Origin of the sequence: Bacillus sp. FSL K6-1006, assembly GCF_038593175.1 — a bacterium.
GTDB classification, from domain to species: Bacteria; Bacillota; Bacilli; order Bacillales; family Bacillaceae; genus Bacillus; species Bacillus safensis.
In genome coordinates this window covers 849,058-869,184 of sequence record NZ_CP151970.1, presented here as the reverse complement: position 1 = coordinate 869,184, position 20,127 = coordinate 849,058, and the positions used below count along the sequence as shown (strand labels likewise).

The window sequence follows — 20,127 nt, the reverse complement described above, 5'->3', positions numbered from 1 at the left end:
AATTAAAGTTCTTCCTGATATATTTCTGATTTTATCGGCTTTAAACTCAAAGGTATTTTAAACTCATGAATACTTTCAATATGATTAAAAAAATGATTGATATCGTCATAATCCATTGACCATTCTTCTACCACCTTTAACTTTTTTAACTCGCTTGTTGGTTTAAATAAAAATTCACAGTGTAGTTGTTCCATGTGAGAATAATCATCTTCTTCATAAACTGTAAACTGACGTACAAAGTCAAAATGAAATAGTTCCTCTCCTGTAAAATCATAGACACCACACTGAAATAAAATTTCTTTATCTTCTTCGCCCTCAACTGTCTCCTTTGAAAAAGCCTTAAATGTTTCCCAAACCTTTTTTATATCATCGTTATCTTCACTAATGCTATCTTTAAGATAACTTTCAGCATTTTTAACCGTAATCATTACAACACCTCTTGTGTACAATTTATCCAATCCTTCTTCAATTATCCTGCCCCTTTAGTTTAATAATAAGACAACCATCAATAAAGTAAAAGTTAATCTCCTTAATATGTTCCTCTTAGCTAATTCACCCTTTCAGCAGTGAACGCGATTTGAAGTAATTTTGTCGTATGAAGAAGCAGCTAAAAAACAAATAAAAAACGCCCTCCTACAATTTGTAGAAAGACGTTTTAAACGTTGATATTCCTTAATTCTTCTGTAATTGACGACAATAAAGAATATCTAAAACTAGATACCGGTGGCCGGGGTCGAACCGGCACTCCGTGAGGAACACGATTTTGAGTCGTGCGCGTCTGCCAATTCCGCCACACCGGCATGATCATTAAAGAGCGCATCTTATATTAAAAAACATGGTGCCGAGGGCCGGACTTGAACCGGCACGGTAGTCACCTACCGCAGGATTTTAAGTCCTGTGTGTCTGCCAATTCCACCACCCCGGCAGTCTTTTCAAAAAAGGCGACACCCGGATTTGAACCGGGGATAAAGGTTTTGCAGACCTCTGCCTTACCACTTGGCTATGCCGCCATTATTGGAGCGGAAGACGGGATTCGAACCCGCGACCCCCACCTTGGCAAGGTGGTGTTCTACCACTGAACTACTTCCGCACATCAACTGGGCTAGCTGGATTCGAACCAACGCATGACGGAGTCAAAGTCCGTTGCCTTACCGCTTGGCTATAGCCCAATAATAAAATGGGGCGATTGATGGGAATCGAACCCACGAGTGCCAGAGCCACAATCTGGTGCGTTAACCACTTCGCCACAACCGCCATAGATGTTATGAATCATATTAAGAAAATTGGCAGGGGCAGTAGGAATCGAACCCACACCGGAGGTTTTGGAGACCTCTGTTCTACCTTTAAACTATGCCCCTATGAAAATAAAAAATGGTGGAGGGGGGCGGATTCGAACCGCCGAACCCGGAGGGAGCGGATTTACAGTCCGCCGCGTTTAGCCACTTCGCTACCCCTCCACTTTTGAAAAACAGTGCCGGCAAGAGGACTTGAACCCCCAACCTACTGATTACAAGTCAGTTGCTCTACCAGTTGAGCTACACCGGCAAATAGTGGTGGCTCGGGACGGAATCGAACCGCCGACACACGGATTTTCAGTCCGTTGCTCTACCAACTGAGCTACCGAGCCAAGTATTCTTTTGAAAAATGGCGGTCCGGACGGGACTCGAACCCGCGACCTCCTGCGTGACAGGCAGGCATTCTAACCAACTGAACTACCGGACCATTTTGGTTGCGGGGGCAGGATTTGAACCTGCGACCTTCGGGTTATGAGCCCGACGAGCTACCGAACTGCTCCACCCCGCGACGATATAAAAGATATGGTGGAGGATGACGGGCTCGAACCGCCGACCCTCTGCTTGTAAGGCAGATGCTCTCCCAGCTGAGCTAATCCTCCGAATAAAAAATGCTGGTGTATATTCTATAAAAATGGTGACCCGTACGGGATTCGAACCCGTGTTACCGCCGTGAAAGGGCGGTGTCTTAACCGCTTGACCAACGGGCCCTTTATTATGTAAATTGTGGCGGAGAGCAAGGGATTCGAACCCTTGAGACGGGGTTACCGCCTACACGATTTCCAATCGTGCTCCTTCGGCCACTCGGACAGCTCTCCAAATTGGCTCCGCAGGTAGGATTCGAACCTACGACCGATCGGTTAACAGCCGATAGCTCTACCACTGAGCTACTGCGGAATGAAGAAAGCCTGGCGATGTCCTACTCTCACAGGGGGAAACCCCCAACTACCATCGGCGCTGAAGAGCTTAACTTCCGTGTTCGGCATGGGAACGGGTGTGACCTCTTCGCCATCATCACCAGACAATTTAGTGACAAAAGATATTATACTATGTATTGAAAATAAATCAAGAGATATTTTAAAAATGTTCTCTCAAAACTAGATAACAATGTTCATGCTTCACATTAGAATATAGGTTAAGTCCTCGATCTATTAGTATCTGTCAGCTCCACGTGTCACCACGCTTCCACCTCAGACCTATCAACCTGATCATCTTTCAGGGATCTTACTTCCTTGCGGAATGGGAAATCTCATCTTGAGGGGGGCTTCATGCTTAGATGCTTTCAGCACTTATCCCGTCCGCACATAGCTACCCAGCGATGCCCTTGGCAGAACAACTGGTACACCAGCGGTGCGTCCATCCCGGTCCTCTCGTACTAAGGACAGCTCCTCTCAAATTTCCTGCGCCCGCGACGGATAGGGACCGAACTGTCTCACGACGTTCTGAACCCAGCTCGCGTACCGCTTTAATGGGCGAACAGCCCAACCCTTGGGACCGACTACAGCCCCAGGATGCGATGAGCCGACATCGAGGTGCCAAACCTCCCCGTCGATGTGGACTCTTGGGGGAGATAAGCCTGTTATCCCCGGGGTAGCTTTTATCCGTTGAGCGATGGCCCTTCCATGCGGAACCACCGGATCACTAAGCCCGACTTTCGTCCCTGCTCGACTTGTAGGTCTCGCAGTCAAGCTCCCTTGTGCCTTTACACTCTGCGAATGATTTCCAACCATTCTGAGGGAACCTTTGGGCGCCTCCGTTACATTTTAGGAGGCGACCGCCCCAGTCAAACTGCCCACCTGACACTGTCTCCCTGCCCGATAAGGGCAGCGGGTTAGAAGGTCAATACAGCCAGGGTAGTATCCCACCGATGCCTCCACCGAAGCTAGCGCTCCGGTTTCCAAGGCTCCTACCTATCCTGTACAAGCTGTACCAACATTCAATATCAGGCTGCAGTAAAGCTCCACGGGGTCTTTCCGTCCTGTCGCGGGTAACCTGCATCTTCACAGGTACTATAATTTCACCGAGTCTCTCGTTGAGACAGTGCCCAGATCGTTGCGCCTTTCGTGCGGGTCGGAACTTACCCGACAAGGAATTTCGCTACCTTAGGACCGTTATAGTTACGGCCGCCGTTTACTGGGGCTTCAATTCGCACCTTCGCTTACGCTAAGCGCTCCTCTTAACCTTCCAGCACCGGGCAGGCGTCAGCCCCTATACTTCGCCTTACGGCTTCGCAGAGACCTGTGTTTTTGCTAAACAGTCGCCTGGGCCTATTCACTGCGGCTTCTCGGGGCTTTAACACCCTAAGAAGCACCCCTTCTCCCGAAGTTACGGGGTCATTTTGCCGAGTTCCTTAACGAGAGTTCTCTCGATCACCTTAGGATTCTCTCCTCGCCTACCTGTGTCGGTTTGCGGTACGGGCACCTCTCACCTCGCTAGAGGCTTTTCTTGGCAGTGTGGAATCAGGAACTTCGCTACTAAATTTCGCTCGCCATCACAGCTCAGCCTTTACGGGAAACGGATTTGCCTATTTCCCAGCCTAACTGCTTGGACGCGGATATCCAATACCGCGCTTACCCTATCCTCCTGCGTCCCCCCATTGCTCAAATGGTGAGGAGGTGGTACAGGAATATCAACCTGTTGTCCATCGCCTACGCCTTTCGGCCTCGGCTTAGGTCCCGACTAACCCTGAGCGGACGAGCCTTCCTCAGGAAACCTTAGGCATTCGGTGGACGGGATTCTCACCCGTCTTTCGCTACTCATACCGGCATTCTCACTTCTAAGCGCTCCACCAGTCCTTCCGGTCTGGCTTCACAGCCCTTAGAACGCTCTCCTACCACTGTTCGTAAGAACAGTCCGCAGCTTCGGTGATACGTTTAGCCCCGGTACATTTTCGGCGCAGAGTCACTCGACCAGTGAGCTATTACGCACTCTTTAAATGGTGGCTGCTTCTAAGCCAACATCCTGGTTGTCTAAGCAACTCCACATCCTTTTCCACTTAACGTATACTTTGGGACCTTAGCTGGCGGTCTGGGCTGTTTCCCTTTCGACTACGGATCTTATCACTCGCAGTCTGACTCCCAAGGATAAGTCATCGGCATTCGGAGTTTGACTGAATTCGGTAACCCGGTAGGGGCCCCTAGTCCAATCAGTGCTCTACCTCCGAGACTCTTACCTTGAGGCTAGCCCTAAAGCTATTTCGGAGAGAACCAGCTATCTCCAGGTTCGATTGGCATTTCACCCCTACCCACACCTCATCCCCGCACTTTTCAACGTGCGTGGGTTCGGGCCTCCATTCAGTGTTACCTGAACTTCACCCTGGACATGGGTAGATCACCTGGTTTCGGGTCTACGACCACGTACTCATGCGCCCTATTCAGACTCGCTTTCGCTGCGGCTCCGCATCTTCTGCTTAACCTTGCACGGGATCGTAACTCGCCGGTTCATTCTACAAAAGGCACGCCATCACCCGTTAACGGGCTCTGACTACTTGTAGGCACACGGTTTCAGGATCTATTTCACTCCCCTTCCGGGGTGCTTTTCACCTTTCCCTCACGGTACTGGTTCACTATCGGTCACTAGGGAGTATTTAGCCTTGGGAGATGGTCCTCCCGGATTCCGACGGAATTTCACGTGTTCCGCCGTACTCAGGATCCACTCTGGAGAGAACAACATTTCAGTTACAGGGCTGTTACCTTCTTTGGCGGGCCTTTCCAGACCTCTTCGCTTATATCATTCCTTTGTAACTCCGTATAGAGTGTCCTACAACCCCAAGAGGCAAGCCTCTTGGTTTGGGCTGTTCCCGTTTCGCTCGCCGCTACTCAGGGAATCGCATTTGCTTTCTCTTCCTCCGGGTACTTAGATGTTTCAGTTCCCCGGGTATGCCTTCTCATACTCTATGTATTCAAGTATGGATACTACTCCATTACGAGCAGTGGGTTTCCCCATTCGGAAATCTCCGGATCAAAGCTTGCTTACAGCTCCCCGAAGCATATCGGTGTTCGTCCCGTCCTTCATCGGCTCCTAGTGCCAAGGCATCCACCGTGCGCCCTTTCTAACTTAACCATTTCTTACTTTAGAAAGAATCACTATGTGTGATGAACTTTGCATTGCATTCAATGTGAATGTATTACTTATTGTTATCTAGTTTTCAAAGAACAATCCTGTCTCGCTAGAGACATGTTTTGAAGGAATGATCCTTCAAAACTAAACAAGACGAAAACGTACGCTGCTCCATATATCCTTAGAAAGGAGGTGATCCAGCCGCACCTTCCGATACGGCTACCTTGTTACGACTTCACCCCAATCATCTGCCCCACCTTCGGCGGCTGGCTCCATAAAGGTTACCTCACCGACTTCGGGTGTTGCAAACTCTCGTGGTGTGACGGGCGGTGTGTACAAGGCCCGGGAACGTATTCACCGCGGCATGCTGATCCGCGATTACTAGCGATTCCAGCTTCACGCAGTCGAGTTGCAGACTGCGATCCGAACTGAGAACAGATTTATGGGATTGGCTAAACCTTGCGGTCTTGCAGCCCTTTGTTCTGTCCATTGTAGCACGTGTGTAGCCCAGGTCATAAGGGGCATGATGATTTGACGTCATCCCCACCTTCCTCCGGTTTGTCACCGGCAGTCACCTTAGAGTGCCCAACTGAATGCTGGCAACTAAGATCAAGGGTTGCGCTCGTTGCGGGACTTAACCCAACATCTCACGACACGAGCTGACGACAACCATGCACCACCTGTCACTCTGTCCCCGAAGGGAAAGCCCTATCTCTAGGGTTGTCAGAGGATGTCAAGACCTGGTAAGGTTCTTCGCGTTGCTTCGAATTAAACCACATGCTCCACCGCTTGTGCGGGCCCCCGTCAATTCCTTTGAGTTTCAGTCTTGCGACCGTACTCCCCAGGCGGAGTGCTTAATGCGTTAGCTGCAGCACTAAGGGGCGGAAACCCCCTAACACTTAGCACTCATCGTTTACGGCGTGGACTACCAGGGTATCTAATCCTGTTCGCTCCCCACGCTTTCGCTCCTCAGCGTCAGTTACAGACCAGAGAGTCGCCTTCGCCACTGGTGTTCCTCCACATCTCTACGCATTTCACCGCTACACGTGGAATTCCACTCTCCTCTTCTGCACTCAAGTTTCCCAGTTTCCAATGACCCTCCCCGGTTGAGCCGGGGGCTTTCACATCAGACTTAAGAAACCGCCTGCGAGCCCTTTACGCCCAATAATTCCGGACAACGCTTGCCACCTACGTATTACCGCGGCTGCTGGCACGTAGTTAGCCGTGGCTTTCTGGTTAGGTACCGTCAAGGTGCGAGCAGTTACTCTCGCACTTGTTCTTCCCTAACAACAGAGCTTTACGATCCGAAAACCTTCATCACTCACGCGGCGTTGCTCCGTCAGACTTTCGTCCATTGCGGAAGATTCCCTACTGCTGCCTCCCGTAGGAGTCTGGGCCGTGTCTCAGTCCCAGTGTGGCCGATCACCCTCTCAGGTCGGCTACGCATCGTCGCCTTGGTGAGCCATTACCCCACCAACTAGCTAATGCGCCGCGGGTCCATCTGTAAGTGACAGCCGAAACCGTCTTTCATCCTTGAACCATGCGGTTCAAGGAACTATCCGGTATTAGCTCCGGTTTCCCGGAGTTATCCCAGTCTTACAGGCAGGTTACCCACGTGTTACTCACCCGTCCGCCGCTAACATCCGGGAGCAAGCTCCCTTCTGTCCGCTCGACTTGCATGTATTAGGCACGCCGCCAGCGTTCGTCCTGAGCCAGGATCAAACTCTCCGAGGTATGCAGGATGCATATCACACATGCGTTGCTACATGATGTAGCGAACTTAGCATGTGATCATTTCCTGCCTCGCCAGTTTGACTGACTACCTATGAAGTTTCATAGGATTTTTTTATAAAAACTCGAATTAACAGGTACGTTTTGTCTTGTTTAGTTTTCAAAGATCATCTTCGTCGTCTCTCAGAGGCGACTTTCTTAATATAACATTTGAGCGCCGTGTGCGTCAAGCGTTTTTTAGAATTTCTTTTTGTCAGCTTTTCTTTCAAAGCAACTCATTTGCTCATTAGCGACGTTTAATAATATACCATCATAATATTCATGCGTCAATATCTTTTTTCACAAAATATCCTCGATGATAGATTTTTTGTCCCTTTGTCTCAATCGGCTCCACTTGAACAATTCCTTTTTCCACAAAGAAATCAATCATGACGCTAAGGTCAGGCGTGAAATACTTTAGATCTGGGTGTGCAAGAAGCTCACCAAAAAGCCATATATCCTTCTGTTCCATGACATGACGCAAATGAGCGGCACCAATTTCCGCTTTTGAATGGATCAAAAAATCATTTGCTAAAAATAAAAGTTCCAAACGTTTATGCAGACTTTCATGGCTTTCAATCAGTTCTGAGTAAAGTTTGTATACTTCAGGTTCCATATGACGCACTTGGTTCCAAACGGTCACTTCTGGGTGGAAGCCTTTATCAATTACTTCAATACGTGCTAGGTGATGCAGGGCATGCACAATGGAATTATATGCATCGAGGAATTGATTTGACTCAAAAAATGCTTTTCCTTCTATATATCTGCGAATGAGCTTGCCATATTCTAAACCGATTTTGAGCTTGCGGTTTGAAAACGGGAATGTACTTAGTTCATCAATTAAGTTGAAGATATATTCATTTCGATCAAACAGGACTTTTCCATTCAAAATCCAATCGATGATTCGGCGGTTAGTGCCGAGGGTAATCCATTCCTTCAGTTGATCATCTGTGACAACATTTAAAGAAGCTGTTTGGTGATCGGATTCATAGTGCTTGATAAATAACGGCTCTTCCGCTTCTTTTACGATGACTAAAAGTGCTGCATCAAAGTTATCCGTCTCAGAAGATACTTTATGTCTTCTTTCTACTATAATCACAGCTAATGTGTCTGGATGGCTTGCTCTCTCTTGATAAATAGGACGGAGAAGATTTTCCATAGTGATTCCTCCAATACTCGGGTGTAAGGTTCTTCTCTAATGCTATGTATTTCTCCTCATAGAATCAAAATTCCTTCAATACATGAAAAAAGATCATTGAATCATTATAAGCAATTTATTCACAAAACTCTATAACTAATTCAAACGGAAAGGTAAAATGTGCTATATTGGAGATAAGGGGGACTAGGGATGGCGAAATACTCCAGTAAGATTAATAAAATCAGAACATTTGCACTTAGTTTGGTTTTTGTTGGCTTTCTGATCATGTATATCGGTGTGTTCTTCAAGGAATCGATTTGGCTGTCGACTTTCTTTATGCTGCTTGGCGTCTTATCGATTGGATTAAGTACAGCCGTTTACTTTTGGATTGGTATGCTTTCTACGAAGGCAGTACGTGTCGTTTGTCCAGGCTGTGAGAAGGAAACAAAAGTGCTTGGGCGGGTGGACATGTGCATGCATTGCAGGGAGCCGCTTACACTTGATCCAGCATTAGAAGGTAAAGAGTTTGATGAATCCTACAATCGAAAAAAGTCATAAAAATAAGCTGACCATTTAAACGGTCAGCTTTTTCATTAATGATTTTCTTTTTTCGCACATTCTTGACAAGTACCATAGATCTCCAAGCGATGATGACTGACTTTAAAGCCCGTCACATGGGATGCAAGCTGTTCAACTTCATCAAGGCCAGGATAGTGAAAGTCCACAATTTTTCCGCAGTTTTCACAAATCGCATGGTAGTGATCAGATGTCGCAAAATCAAATCGGCTTGAGGAATCACCATACGTTAATTCCTTTACTAATCCAGATTCCCGGAAGACTCGTAAATTGTTGTAAACCGTTGCGACACTCATGTTTGGAAATTTTCCTTCAAGTGCTTTATATATATCGTCCGCGGTTGGGTGTGTCATAGAATTTACGAGAAACTCCAAGATGGCATGGCGCTGCGGAGTAATTCGAACACCGGTTTCTTTTAGAGCATCTAAAGCGTCTTTTAGTTCGTGAGCAGCCATTTCATCATGCACCTCTCTTCAAAAATATTCTTATATTATAATCTTTATAAATAGTGTACCCCCAGAGCCGAAACTTTGTCAATTACAATCCTCTTTTTTACCTATTCTTCTTTACAAAAAAGACCGGCATGACTGCCGATCTCATCCTGTGAGGATATTAAGCGTGAGCTTTCAATTCCTCAAGCGCTTCCTCTACGTGGTCTTTTACCTTTACTTTTCGCCATTCTTTCACAAGCGTGCCTTCTTTATTAATAAGAAACGTTGAACGCTCGATTCCCATATATTCTTTGCCAAAATTCTTTTTCAGCTTCCATACCCCAAAGGCTTCAGACAATTTCTGTTCATCGTCTACAAGAAGAAGAAACGGCAAATCGTGTTTTTCTTTAAATTTTTGGTGCTTGTCCTGACTGTCTGGGCTTACGCCGATAATGACAGCATCTAATTCTGCAAAGCTTTGATGGCGGTCGCGGAAATCACATGCTTCTGTTGTACAGCCTGGTGTCATATCTTTTGGATAGAAATAAAGGACAATATGTTTTCCTTTAAAATCAGAAAGCTTTACTTTCTCCCCATTGTCACCGGTTAATTCAATGTCAGGTACTTGCTGCCCTACTTCGATTGTCATGACACAATCCCTCCAACCTATTTTTTAATTAGCCTATCCAATTTTGAGAGGATATTCAACTAAGGACGCTTGCATCGGCATGTTAAAATAATGATAGACGACGTGATACGTTGAGATAGGAGGCTATTTATGAAATTCACAGAATCAGAAAAATTACATCAAGAGGCGCTGGAGCACATTGTTGGAGGTGTCAACAGCCCGTCTCGTTCATATAAGGCAGTAGGCGGCGGTTCACCCGTTGCGATGGAAAGAGGAGAAGGCGCTTATTTTTGGGATGTTGACGGAAACCGCTATATCGATTATCTGGCAGCATACGGTCCAATTATTACAGGACATGCCCACCCGCATATTACAAAAGCCATCACGAAAGCGGCTGAAACAGGTGTCCTTTACGGAACACCAACGAAGCATGAAGTCACTTTTGCTAAAATGCTGAAGGAAGCCATGCCTGCTTTAGACAAAGTTCGTTTTGTCAATTCAGGTACAGAAGCGGTGATGACAACAATTCGAGTGGCTCGCGCATATACAGGCAGAACAAAAATCATTAAGTTTGCCGGATGCTATCACGGCCACTCTGATCTTGTGCTAGTGGCTGCAGGCTCTGGTCCTTCCACTTTAGGAACACCCGATTCCGCGGGCGTACCAAAGAGTATCGCCAATGAAGTCATTACCGTTCCATTTAATGATATTGACAGCTATAAAGAAGCATTAGATCGCTGGGGAGATGAAATAGCAGCTGTCCTTGTCGAACCAATTGTCGGGAACTTTGGCATCGTAGAACCTAAGGACGGTTTCCTGCAGCAGGTCAATGACCTCACACATGAAAAAGGCGCACTGGTGATTTATGATGAAGTCATTACCGCTTTCCGCTTTATGTATGGCGGTGCACAGGATTTGCTTCAAGTAAAACCTGACCTCACTGCATTAGGAAAAATTATTGGCGGCGGACTTCCTATCGGCGCTTACGGCGGTAAAAAAGAAATTATGGAACAAGTTGCCCCGCTTGGACCAGCCTATCAAGCTGGCACAATGGCAGGAAACCCTGCATCCATTCTTTCAGGTATTGCCTGCTTGGAATTGTTAAAAGAAGACGGCGTTTACGAGCGTCTTGATCAGCTTGGCGCTATGTTAGAAGAAGGCATTTTAGCCCATGCCAAAAAGCATCAAGTAGATATTACAGTGAATCGCTTAAAAGGAGCGCTCACAATTTATTTCACAACAGAAACGATTGTGAACTACGAGCAGGCTGAAAATACGGATGGCGAACTGTTTGCCCGTTTCTTCAAATTAATGCTCGCGCAAGGCATTAACCTCGCTCCTTCTAAATATGAAGCTTGGTTCTTAACGATCGCACATACTGAAAAAGATATTTCTGAGACGCTGCAAGCAGTAGATCATGCATTTGCACAGCTGAAACAATCATAATGAAGTCCCAAACAGGCGTAAAAACATGCGCCTGTTTTTTTATTTACCAGCTCTTGTTTGTCAAAAGCGTGCGAATCTGTTACATTTCTTCTCAATACCTTCTTTTGATGTTTTCATGAACTTTCAAAAATCACTTGAATATTTCGGAAGACCGCTGTATATTACTTAGTTGTTTCATCAAAATATGAATGATAAATGACGAGTGATCATCTATTATCGAAAAGAAAGGAATGCAGGGACAAAACCAATGAAACTTGGAGCCCGTATTTTAAAAACTGGTATTGCCATTGTACTCGCGCTTTACCTGGCAACATGGCTTGGGTTGCCAACGCCCGTCTTCGCGGGAATTGCAGCAGTATTTGCTATCCAGCCATCTATTTATCGATCTTTTTTAACCATTGTTGATCAAGTGCAAGCCAATATTATTGGAGCAGCGCTTGCCATTACGTTCGGTCTGCTTTTTGGCACAGGACCAGTCATTATCGGTTTAACCGCCGTCATGGTCATCGCCATTAATTTAAAGCTGAAGATTGAACACACGATTCCGATTGCACTTGTGACCGTCATCGCGATTTTAGAAAGTGCAGGGGATCATTTCCTTTCCTTTGCCTTAATCAGAACAGCTACAGTGGTGTTAGGAGTTCTTTCTTCATTTTTAGTGAATTTAATTTTCCTGCCGCCAAAGTATGAAACAAAGCTTGTTCATCACATTATGGAAAATACGGAGGAGATTTTAAAATGGATCCGTCTGAGCTCCAGACAGTCTACTGATCATTCCACATTAAAGGATGACATCGATCAAATAAAAGAACGCATGATCAAATTAGATCATATTTACTTGCTATACAAAGAAGAACGAAGCTATTTAAAGAAAACCACGTATGTCAAATCAAGAAAGCTTGTTTTGTTCAGGCAGGCCATTATGACATCGAATCGCGCTCTGTATTTGCTGAAAAAGCTTCATAAATTAGAAAATGAAATTCATTTAATGCCAGAGCATTTCAGGGAAAGCTTAACGGATGAAATTGATTATTTACTGTATTGGCATGAGCGCACATTGATGAAATTCGTCGGAAAAATGAAGCCGCAGGATGATGAATTTCAAAATGAATGCTCTCTTCGCCTTGAGACGTTAACGAAATCATTTATTCAGCATCAGCAAAACCAAGAAAACGACTTGCTCGATTACAACATGCTGAATGTCATGTCCAGCATCATCGAATACCGTGATGAATTAGAGCATTTAGATACATTGATTACAAGCTTCCAGACGTATCACCCAAAAGATAGTGAAATTGAGACAGAAGAAAAAGAAGCATAAACAGAAAAGACCGATTCCTAGAATCGGTCTTATTTTATTTTTTTCATTTTAGGATCCAGTGTGTCTCTTAATCCATCTCCCATCAGGTTAAAGCCTAGAACCGTCAGCATGATCGCTATTCCTGGGAAGAATAATGTCCAAGGGGCTTGAACGAGATAAGGTCTCGCATCGGCGAGCATTTTCCCCCATTCTGGACTTGGCGCCTGTGCCCCCAATCCTAAAAAGCCTAAAGCCGCTGCCTCAATAATTGCGGTGCCGATTGCTAGCGTTGCCTGTACGATGACTGGCACCATACTATTTGGCAGAATGTGACGCAGTACGATGCGGCGGTGTGACATCCCCACCGCCTTTGCTGCCAGCACGTATTCTTCTTGTTTAATACTCAGCACTTTTGAACGAACGAGCCGTCCAAAGGTTGGGACATTAATTATCGCAATGGCAATAAGGGCATTTTGTAAGGAGGGGCCTAGGATGGAGACAATAGCAATCGCTAATAGAATGCTAGGAAAAGCGAGTAAAATATCAAACAGTCTGGAGATCACAGCATCTAGCACTCTTCCGCCATAGCCTGCTATCAATCCAAGCAGTGTGCCTAAAATGACAGACCCGAGAACCGAGAAGAAACCGACCCATAAGGAAATCCGTGCTCCATGCACAACTCTTGAAAATATATCTCTGCCGAAATCATCCGTACCAAACCAGTGCGCAGCTGAAGGGGCACTAAATCGCTCACCAAGTGATTGCTCATTGATTCCATAAGGAGCAATGAGCGGTGCAAAGATCGCTAGGATCAGAAATAAAAAGACAATCACACTGCCAATGACCGCCAGCTTGTGCTGAAAGAACTGCTTCATTGATTCAAGAATCAATGATTGAGAGCGTTCATCTTTTGTCTGTGGTGGTTCAAGCTCTTTTTGTGCTTCCATATTGTCACTCTCCCTCCCTAATATTTAATCCTTGGATCAATGACCGCATACAAGATGTCCACAATGAAATTGATCAGGACAAATATAAGCGCAACGACAAGAATACCTGTTTGAATGACTGGGTAATCACGATAACTGATGGCGTCATATATATACCGTCCGATTCCCGGCCAAGCAAAAATGGTTTCTGTTAAAATCGCTCCACCAAGCAAGAGGCCCGTTTGAAGACCAATAATCGTCAAGATCGGAATGAGCGCATTTTTCAGGCCATGCTGATAAATGATAAAAAATGAACGTACTCCTTTTGCTTTTGCTGTTCGAATAAAGTCTGAATGAAGCACTTCCAGCATACTTGCCCTTGTAATTCTCGCAATAATCGCAGCAGGAATTGTGGCGAGTGCTGTACTTGGTAAGATCAAATGCTTGATGCTGTCAGTGAATTGATCAAACCGGCCTTGCAAAAGCGTGTCCAGTGTATGAATATACGTGATCGACTCGACTGGATTCCTTACATCTTCTCGGCCTGTTGTCGGCAAAATACCTAATTCGATCGAGAACAGCCACTGCCCCATTAAACCTAACCAGAAAATCGGCATGGACACTCCGATGAGTGCAATAAACATCGCGGCATAATCAAAGAAAGAATGCTTAAACCAAGCACTAATGATTCCGGCATTCACTCCCACAACAATCGCCAGCACCATGGCAAAAAAGGTCAATTCTAACGTCGCAAATAAGTAAGGCTTCATTTCCTGGGCAATAGCCGCTCCTGTTCGAATGGAAGTTCCTAAATCCCCTTTTAAAAGGCCAAGCATATAATGACCGTATTGAACGTACCATGGCTGATCTAAACCGAGCTGGATCGTTAATTGTTCTACTGCCTCTTTCGTTGCCCGCTGTCCTAAGATGACCTGCGCTGGATTTCCAGGTATAAAACGAATAATTGAAAACACGACCAATGTCATTCCGATGAGTACTGGGATGAGCATTCCTGCCCGCTTCATACAATAAGCAAACAAACAGCTTTCACCGCCTTTTTCTTTGTTTGAATAAGGGAGATACAAGATCTCCCTTATTTGCTTATTCGAAATACACGTCAGTTAAAGCTTCTGAACCAGTTGGATGCGGCTGATAGCCTTTTAAATCATTAGAAGCGGCAAGCATTGGAATCGAATGCACCAATGGAATCCAAGGCGCTTCGTCATGAATGATTTCCTGTGCTTTTTTATACAGCTCATTTCGTTTCTTTTGATCTGTGTCTGTTTGCGCTTCAATTAAAATGTCATGCATTTTATCATTTTGAAAAAATGTATAGTTGTTGCCGCCAATGCTGTCTTTGTCCAGCAGCGTGTAAATGAAATTATCAGGATCGCCATTGTCCCCTGTCCAGCCTAATAAGAACACATCTGCTTCCCCTTTACTTGCTTTATCTAAATAGGTGGCCCAGTCATATGTCACAATTTCTGCTTTGACGCCGACCTTTTCAAAATTTGACTGAATGACTTCTGCTACCTTCATTCCATCTGGCATATATGGACGCGGTACAGGCATTGCCCAAAGCTTGATGCGAAAGCCGTCAGGGAAGCCCGCTTCTTTTAATAGTTCTTTCGCTTTTTCTGGATCATACGGATATGGCTCAATGTCGTCATTGTAGCCTTCTAAAGCTGGAGGCAATGGATTTTTTGCTGGCTCAGCAAGTCCGCCATAAAATGACTCAATAATCGATTCTTTATCGACCGCATAATTGAGTGCCTGACGAACGAGCTTGTTATCAAGCGGCTTTCTTGTGACAGTCAGTCCGATATAGCCTACGTTCATCGATGGTCTTTCAATGAGCTGGAGTGCTTTGTCGGTTTTAATGCCATCTAAATCTGATGGATTCACGCCATCCATTAAGTCGATCTCGCCTGTTTTAAGGGCATTTAAACGAGCAGAGTTTTCTGGAATGGAGCGGAAGATGATTTGATTCAGCTTTGGCTTATCCTTCTGCCAATAATCCTCGTTTTTTTCTAACACGATACGGTCGTTTTGCTTCCACTCTTTAAACTTGAATGGTCCTGTCCCCACTGGATTTTCTCTAAATGAATCGCCGCTTTTTTCAACAGCCGCTGGACTTGCGATGCCAAATGGTGACATAGCAATGTTTTTGAGGAATGTCGCCTGCGGGCGCTTTAGCTGAAATTCAATTTCATGCTCGCCTTTGACGATGATGTCTTTAATGACATGCCCTTTATCTTTTTTATAGCCGCCAAACATACCATAGTAAGGAAACTTTTCTGCGTCTCCATTCATCCAGCGCTCAAAATTGAATTTCACTGCTTCTGCGTTAAAGTCTGTACCATCGTGGAATTTCACACCTTTTCTTAAGTAGAACGTGTATGATTTTCCGTCCTTTGCAACATCCCATTCTGTTGCGAGGCCAGGATGGATGGTCGTGTCTTTCTCACCGTAATTCAAGAGCTTTTCAAATATATTCTCTGTGACCTTAAAGGTTTCGCCTTCTGTTGTTGTGATTGGATCTAGTGAAGTGGAATCTCCCCCTCTGCCAAATACGAGGGTATCTTTTGTTGCCTTTTCTTCTGATGTCGGTGAAGACGAGCATCCCCCTAAAAAGAGCGCCAGTGCCAGCACAAAAATGAAACTACTGAATAACCATGTCTTCTTCATTGTGTTCCTCCTTTTGATATAAATAACACGCGGCTGCGTGCCCCGTTGCCTCCTCATAGAAAGCAGGAACTGCTTTCAGGCATTTCTCCCATCTTTTTGGACACCTTTTGTAGAAAGGACAGCCGCCGCGTTCCGTCATTGTGGTCTCTTCTGCTGCCACATCTTGCGCCTCTAGTACGTGATCCATATGTGGAATGGATTTCAGAAGCAGCGACGTATAGGGATGAAGGGGACTGTGAAACACATCTTCGGCAGGCCCCATCTCCACAATGCGCCCAGCATACATGACGGCGATCCGGTCGCTCATATATCTGACAACCCCAAGGTCGTGAGAAATAAACAGATACGTCAGAGAAAGCGTCTTTTGCAATTCAAGCATCAAATTCAAAATTTGCGCTTGAACGGATACATCCAAAGCCGAAACTGGTTCATCGGCAATGACAAGACTTGGGTGCGTAATAAGTGCTCTAGCAATACCGATACGCTGCCTTTGCCCGCCGCTGAATTGATGCGCATAACGTTCTCCGTAGGAAGGATCAAATCCAACAATGTGCAGCATCTCTTTTACCCGTTTCCGTCTTTCTGCTTTCGTCCCATGCTGATGGACAATCAGTGGTTCCTCTAAAATATCTTTGATTTTCATTCTTGGATTTAAAGAAGCATATGGATCTTGAAAGATCATTTGAATGTCTTTTCTTAAGGAACGCATATCTCGTTCTTTTAGAAGGGTGATCTCCTGCCCTTTTAATTGAATAGAGCCTGACGTCGGTTCAGTCAATCTCATTAGGCTTTTGCCAAGTGTTGATTTCCCGCAGCCTGATTCACCAACAATGCCAAGCGTTTCTCCTTCCTTCACGTGAAAGGACACTTGATTTAAAGCCAAAGTCGATTGTTTATGTTTAGAAAAAAAAGCGGCTGTGTCATACCGTTTTGTCAGCTGATTCACTTGCAAAAGTGGGTGACTCAGTGTCTTCTCCTCCTTCCATTAGAAAACATGCCACGCGGTGATTCTGTTCAATGGATTGTAAGGCTGGATCTTTTTCAAGACATTGCGCCATTTGATATGGGCAGCGTGGTGCAAATTGACAGCCGGACCGGATGGCCCCTGGCTTAGGCACATGACCTGCAATAGAGATGAGCTTTTCTTTTTTCTCTTTAAACGATGGAACTGAGGCGAAAAGACCTTTCGTGTAGGGATGCAGAGGTTTTTGAAAAATACGGTCAACGGTTCCTTCTTCTACAATTCGACCGGCATACATAATCATGACTCGCTGGCATATTTGCCGCACGACACCTAGATCATGGGTAATAAATAAAATAGCAGTATTCATCTCTTCGTTCAGCTTTTTGAGCAGACGAAGGATTTGCGCTTGGATGGTTACATCAAGTGCAGTTGTCGGTTCATCAGCGATCATGAGCTTTGGGTGACAAAGCATTGCCATCGCAATCATGACTCGCTGGCGCATGCCGCCTGATAATTCGTGTGGATATTTTTTAAGTAACGATTCCGCTTGCTTCAACCCAACTGTTTGAAGAAGATCAATCGCCTTCGCTTTTGCTTCTTTCTGACCGATTGATTGATGTGTGAAAAGGGCTTCCGTCATTTGTTTGCCGATGGTCATTAATGGGTTCAGAGATGTCATAGGCTCTTGGAAAATCATTGAAATGTCATTTCCTCTTATCTCTCGCCACTGCTTCTCTGAAAGTGACAGCAGATTTTGCCCTTCGAAGTGAACCTCGCCCGTTGTATCGGTTTGCTGATTCAGTCCCATTAATGACATGCTTGTGATACTTTTCCCGCAGCCTGATTCACCCACAATCCCTAACGTTTCCCCTTTTTGAATCGAGAACGATATGTGATGGACGATGGGCACTTTTTGCTTTTTCTGCTGAAACGCAATGGACAGCTGTTTGACATCTAGCAGCACGTCTTGTTCTTTCACATATTCACCACCCCGTCATACTTTTTAAAATTGTATTGAGACAAGCTGGGAAATATGTCATGTTTTTGACAACATAAAAAAGCCTATCCGCTAGAATCGGATAGGCTTCTACTAATTTAAAGTTTGAATGGTAAATAAATGACGATAGTGGCTGTCTCGGTTCATTAATTCTTCGTGTGTTCCTTTTTCCACAATTTCGCCTTGTTCCATGACCACAATTTGGTCAGCATGTGTAATGGTTGATAATCTGTGTGCGACAATAAAGGTTGTGCGATCCTTCGCCAGCTTTTGCATCGCTTCTTGAATGTAATGCTCACTTTCTAAATCAAGTGCGGACGTCGCTTCGTCTAAAATCAAAAGCGGTGGATTTTTAAGAAATACCCTTGCAATGGAAATCCGCTGTTTTTGTCCACCTGACAGCTTCACGCCCCGTTCTCCTACTTTCGTGTCATATCCTTCAGGAAGAGACATAATAAAATCATGCGCATTTGCCGCTTTTGCAGCCGACACGATATTTTCAAAAGGTGCTTCAGGGTCACCAACCGCAATATTTTCTTTAATCGTGTCACTGAATAGGAATGTATCCTGCAGCACCATTCCGACTTGATTTCGAAGACTTCTTGCTTTGTACTCTTTGATATCAATGCCGTCAATTTCAAGTGACCCGTTTGTGACATCATAAAACCTTGGAATTAAGCTGACGAGTGTCGACTTCCCTCCACCGCTCATTCCTACAAGCGCAACCGTTTGTCCTTTTTCTACTTTCAAGGAGATATTGTGCAGAATCTCTTCCTGCGTGTGTTCATAACGAAACGACACATTTTTAAACTCTACCTCTCCTTTTAAATGATTGGCTTCTTTTGCATTCGGCCGGTCTGTGACCTCATATGGCTCATCAATAAACTCAAAGATCCGATCCATTGATGCAACGGACTGGGTTAACGTCGTGGATGAGTTAATGAGACGGCGAATCGGATTGTACATCCGGTCAATATAGCCGACAAAGGCGATCATGGTCCCAATCGAAAGCGATCCATTAATCACAGTGTAGCCAGCAAATGCAATGATTAACAGCGGTGCAATGTCAGTGATGGTATTGACGACGGCAAATGTTTTGGCGTTCCAATTCGTATGGTTGATTGCTTTGTTTAAGAAATTTTTGTTTTCATCATGAAAATTCTCTTGTTCATATTCTTCAATCGCAAAGCTGCGAATGACCGGCATTCCTTGTACCCGCTCATGCAGGTGCCCTTGCACTTCAGCCAGCGCCTGTGACCGCTCTTTTGTCAGCTTGCGAAGCCGTCCGTAAAAATACTTTACTGCAAACGCGTATAGCGGAAAAATAATGACAGACACGATGGTGAGCTTCAGATCCAGTGTACACATAATAGCGATCACGATCAGTACAGTCATCATATCCAGCCAAATGTTCATGAGCCCTGTGATGACAAATTCCTTTGTCTGCTCCACATCGTTGATCACTCTTGAAATAATTTCTCCTGTTCTCGTGTTGGCATAATAACGAAGACTTAGCTTTTGAATATGCGAGAACAGTTTTTCCCGAATATCAAATAATACCTTACTGCCTGTCCACTGAGCGTAGTATTGTCTATAGTATTCAACAGGCGGCCTCAACACTAAAAATAATACGAGCATGATTCCCATTATGATCAGTAGAGTTGATGTCTTTTCTTCAGCTGACCCCGAGCCTTGAATGACATCATCAATGACATACTTTAAAAGCAGAGGCAAGGTTAAGGGAATCGAGAACTTAATCATTCCGATGACCATTGTCAATGCAATCTGTTTTTTATACGGTGTTACAAAAGCCATGTAGCGTTTAATGACCCCCATGTAAATCTCCTTCCCAATCTATCAGTGCCTCTTATCCGTACGCAGTCAAAAACCTGTTAGCCTAAAAAGCCAAACA

13 protein-coding genes, 16 tRNA genes and 3 rRNA genes are annotated in these 20,127 nt (G+C 45.1%); 3 read left to right on the top strand and 29 right to left on the bottom strand.

Annotated features, from left to right (window positions below; all coding sequences use genetic code 11):
• Nucleotides 1-2: 2 nt before the first annotated feature.
• From NSS65_RS04370 to NSS65_RS04270, 21 genes are all read right to left on the bottom strand, one after another.
• A complete protein-coding gene (locus NSS65_RS04370; RefSeq protein WP_061109577.1) occupies nt 3-428 on the bottom strand; it encodes a hypothetical protein in 426 nt (141 codons plus the stop codon).
• A 290-nt stretch (nt 429-718) separates the two neighbouring features.
• A tRNA-Leu gene (locus NSS65_RS04365) sits at nt 719-800 on the bottom strand.
• 36 nt (nt 801-836) lie between these two features.
• Nucleotides 837-925 (bottom strand) — tRNA-Leu (locus NSS65_RS04360).
• Nucleotides 926-939: 14 nt separating this feature from the next.
• Nucleotides 940-1,010, bottom strand: a tRNA-Cys gene (locus NSS65_RS04355).
• 5 nt (nt 1,011-1,015) lie between these two features.
• Nucleotides 1,016-1,090, bottom strand: a tRNA-Gly gene (locus NSS65_RS04350).
• Between the two features lie 7 nt (nt 1,091-1,097).
• Nucleotides 1,098-1,169 (bottom strand) — tRNA-Gln (locus NSS65_RS04345).
• A gap of 9 nt (nt 1,170-1,178) precedes the next feature.
• Nucleotides 1,179-1,254: transfer RNA gene (locus NSS65_RS04340), tRNA-His, on the bottom strand.
• Nucleotides 1,255-1,284: 30 nt separating this feature from the next.
• Nucleotides 1,285-1,358, bottom strand: a tRNA-Trp gene (locus tag NSS65_RS04335).
• 14 nt (nt 1,359-1,372) lie between these two features.
• Nucleotides 1,373-1,457, bottom strand: a tRNA-Tyr gene (locus NSS65_RS04330).
• 15 nt (nt 1,458-1,472) lie between these two features.
• Nucleotides 1,473-1,545: transfer RNA gene (locus tag NSS65_RS04325), tRNA-Thr, on the bottom strand.
• A 6-nt stretch (nt 1,546-1,551) separates the two neighbouring features.
• A tRNA-Phe gene (locus NSS65_RS04320) sits at nt 1,552-1,627 on the bottom strand.
• 18 nt (nt 1,628-1,645) lie between these two features.
• Nucleotides 1,646-1,722: transfer RNA gene (locus NSS65_RS04315), tRNA-Asp, on the bottom strand.
• Between the two features lie 4 nt (nt 1,723-1,726).
• A tRNA-Met gene (locus NSS65_RS04310) sits at nt 1,727-1,803 on the bottom strand.
• Nucleotides 1,804-1,818: 15 nt separating this feature from the next.
• Nucleotides 1,819-1,894, bottom strand: a tRNA-Val gene (locus NSS65_RS04305).
• Nucleotides 1,895-1,927: 33 nt separating this feature from the next.
• Nucleotides 1,928-2,002: transfer RNA gene (locus NSS65_RS04300), tRNA-Glu, on the bottom strand.
• Nucleotides 2,003-2,019: 17 nt separating this feature from the next.
• A tRNA-Ser gene (locus NSS65_RS04295) sits at nt 2,020-2,110 on the bottom strand.
• Nucleotides 2,111-2,114: 4 nt separating this feature from the next.
• Nucleotides 2,115-2,189, bottom strand: a tRNA-Asn gene (locus NSS65_RS04290).
• Between the two features lie 9 nt (nt 2,190-2,198).
• A 5S ribosomal RNA gene (rrf, locus tag NSS65_RS04285) occupies nt 2,199-2,314 on the bottom strand.
• Between the two features lie 109 nt (nt 2,315-2,423).
• Nucleotides 2,424-5,354 (bottom strand): 23S ribosomal RNA (locus NSS65_RS04280).
• Nucleotides 5,355-5,536: 182 nt separating this feature from the next.
• Nucleotides 5,537-7,085: ribosomal RNA gene (locus NSS65_RS04275) — 16S ribosomal RNA — on the bottom strand.
• The 16S, 23S and 5S rRNA genes sit together here with 16 tRNA genes alongside, the layout of an rRNA operon.
• A gap of 316 nt (nt 7,086-7,401) precedes the next feature.
• Nucleotides 7,402-8,280 carry a nucleotidyltransferase-like protein gene (locus NSS65_RS04270; RefSeq protein WP_024425790.1) on the bottom strand — a complete coding sequence of 293 codons (879 nt, stop codon included), beginning with the start codon at nt 8,278-8,280 and terminating at the stop codon, nt 7,402-7,404.
• A 189-nt stretch (nt 8,281-8,469) separates the two neighbouring features.
• Between NSS65_RS04270 and NSS65_RS04265 the strand changes: the two genes are divergently transcribed.
• A complete protein-coding gene (locus NSS65_RS04265) occupies nt 8,470-8,817 on the top strand; it encodes a YgzB family protein (RefSeq protein WP_024425201.1) in 348 nt (115 codons plus the stop codon).
• 35 nt (nt 8,818-8,852) lie between these two features.
• Here NSS65_RS04265 and perR read toward each other — a convergent pair whose 3' ends face one another.
• Together perR and bcp are read right to left on the bottom strand one after the other, a co-directional pair.
• Complete coding sequence (gene perR / locus NSS65_RS04260) at nt 8,853-9,290, bottom strand: peroxide-responsive transcriptional repressor PerR (protein WP_012009347.1); 438 nt, start codon at nt 9,288-9,290, stop codon at nt 8,853-8,855.
• 157 nt (nt 9,291-9,447) lie between these two features.
• On the bottom strand, nt 9,448-9,915 hold the full coding sequence (bcp, locus tag NSS65_RS04255; RefSeq protein ID WP_024425791.1) for a thioredoxin-dependent thiol peroxidase: 468 nt from the start codon (nt 9,913-9,915) through the stop codon (nt 9,448-9,450).
• A 129-nt stretch (nt 9,916-10,044) separates the two neighbouring features.
• Between bcp and NSS65_RS04250 the strand changes: the two genes are divergently transcribed.
• Both NSS65_RS04250 and NSS65_RS04245 read left to right on the top strand, forming a co-directional pair.
• Nucleotides 10,045-11,340, top strand: a complete 1,296-nt coding sequence (locus NSS65_RS04250) for a glutamate-1-semialdehyde 2,1-aminomutase (RefSeq protein WP_326135433.1) — start codon at nt 10,045-10,047, stop codon at nt 11,338-11,340.
• Nucleotides 11,341-11,587: 247 nt separating this feature from the next.
• On the top strand, nt 11,588-12,661 hold the full coding sequence (locus NSS65_RS04245; RefSeq protein ID WP_034284217.1) for an aromatic acid exporter family protein: 1,074 nt from the start codon (nt 11,588-11,590) through the stop codon (nt 12,659-12,661).
• Between the two features lie 29 nt (nt 12,662-12,690).
• Here the strand turns inward: NSS65_RS04245 and NSS65_RS04240 are convergent, their stop codons facing one another.
• The 6 genes from NSS65_RS04240 to NSS65_RS04215 all read right to left on the bottom strand — a co-directional run bounded on the left by NSS65_RS04240 (nt 12,691) and on the right by NSS65_RS04215 (nt 20,051).
• Nucleotides 12,691-13,587 carry an ABC transporter permease gene (locus NSS65_RS04240; RefSeq protein WP_034284214.1) on the bottom strand — a complete coding sequence of 299 codons (897 nt, stop codon included), beginning with the start codon at nt 13,585-13,587 and terminating at the stop codon, nt 12,691-12,693.
• A 17-nt stretch (nt 13,588-13,604) separates the two neighbouring features.
• A complete protein-coding gene (locus tag NSS65_RS04235; RefSeq protein ID WP_070326863.1) occupies nt 13,605-14,606 on the bottom strand; it encodes an ABC transporter permease in 1,002 nt (333 codons plus the stop codon).
• Nucleotides 14,607-14,667: 61 nt separating this feature from the next.
• Nucleotides 14,668-16,254, bottom strand: a complete 1,587-nt coding sequence (locus NSS65_RS04230) for an ABC transporter substrate-binding protein (protein ID WP_326135432.1) — start codon at nt 16,252-16,254, stop codon at nt 14,668-14,670.
• Nucleotides 16,229-17,206 carry an ABC transporter ATP-binding protein gene (locus NSS65_RS04225; protein ID WP_342467362.1) on the bottom strand — a complete coding sequence of 326 codons (978 nt, stop codon included), beginning with the start codon at nt 17,204-17,206 and terminating at the stop codon, nt 16,229-16,231. Before NSS65_RS04225 ends, NSS65_RS04230 begins: the two co-directional genes overlap by 26 nt.
• On the bottom strand, nt 17,175-18,197 hold the full coding sequence (locus NSS65_RS04220; RefSeq protein WP_326135430.1) for an ABC transporter ATP-binding protein: 1,023 nt from the start codon (nt 18,195-18,197) through the stop codon (nt 17,175-17,177). Before NSS65_RS04220 ends, NSS65_RS04225 begins: the two co-directional genes overlap by 32 nt.
• A 111-nt stretch (nt 18,198-18,308) precedes the next feature.
• The gene (locus NSS65_RS04215) at nt 18,309-20,051 is read right to left on the bottom strand and encodes an ABC transporter ATP-binding protein (RefSeq protein ID WP_034284209.1); all 1,743 of its coding nucleotides are present in this window, start codon (nt 20,049-20,051) and stop codon (nt 18,309-18,311) included.
• Nucleotides 20,052-20,127: the final 76 nt, after the last annotated feature.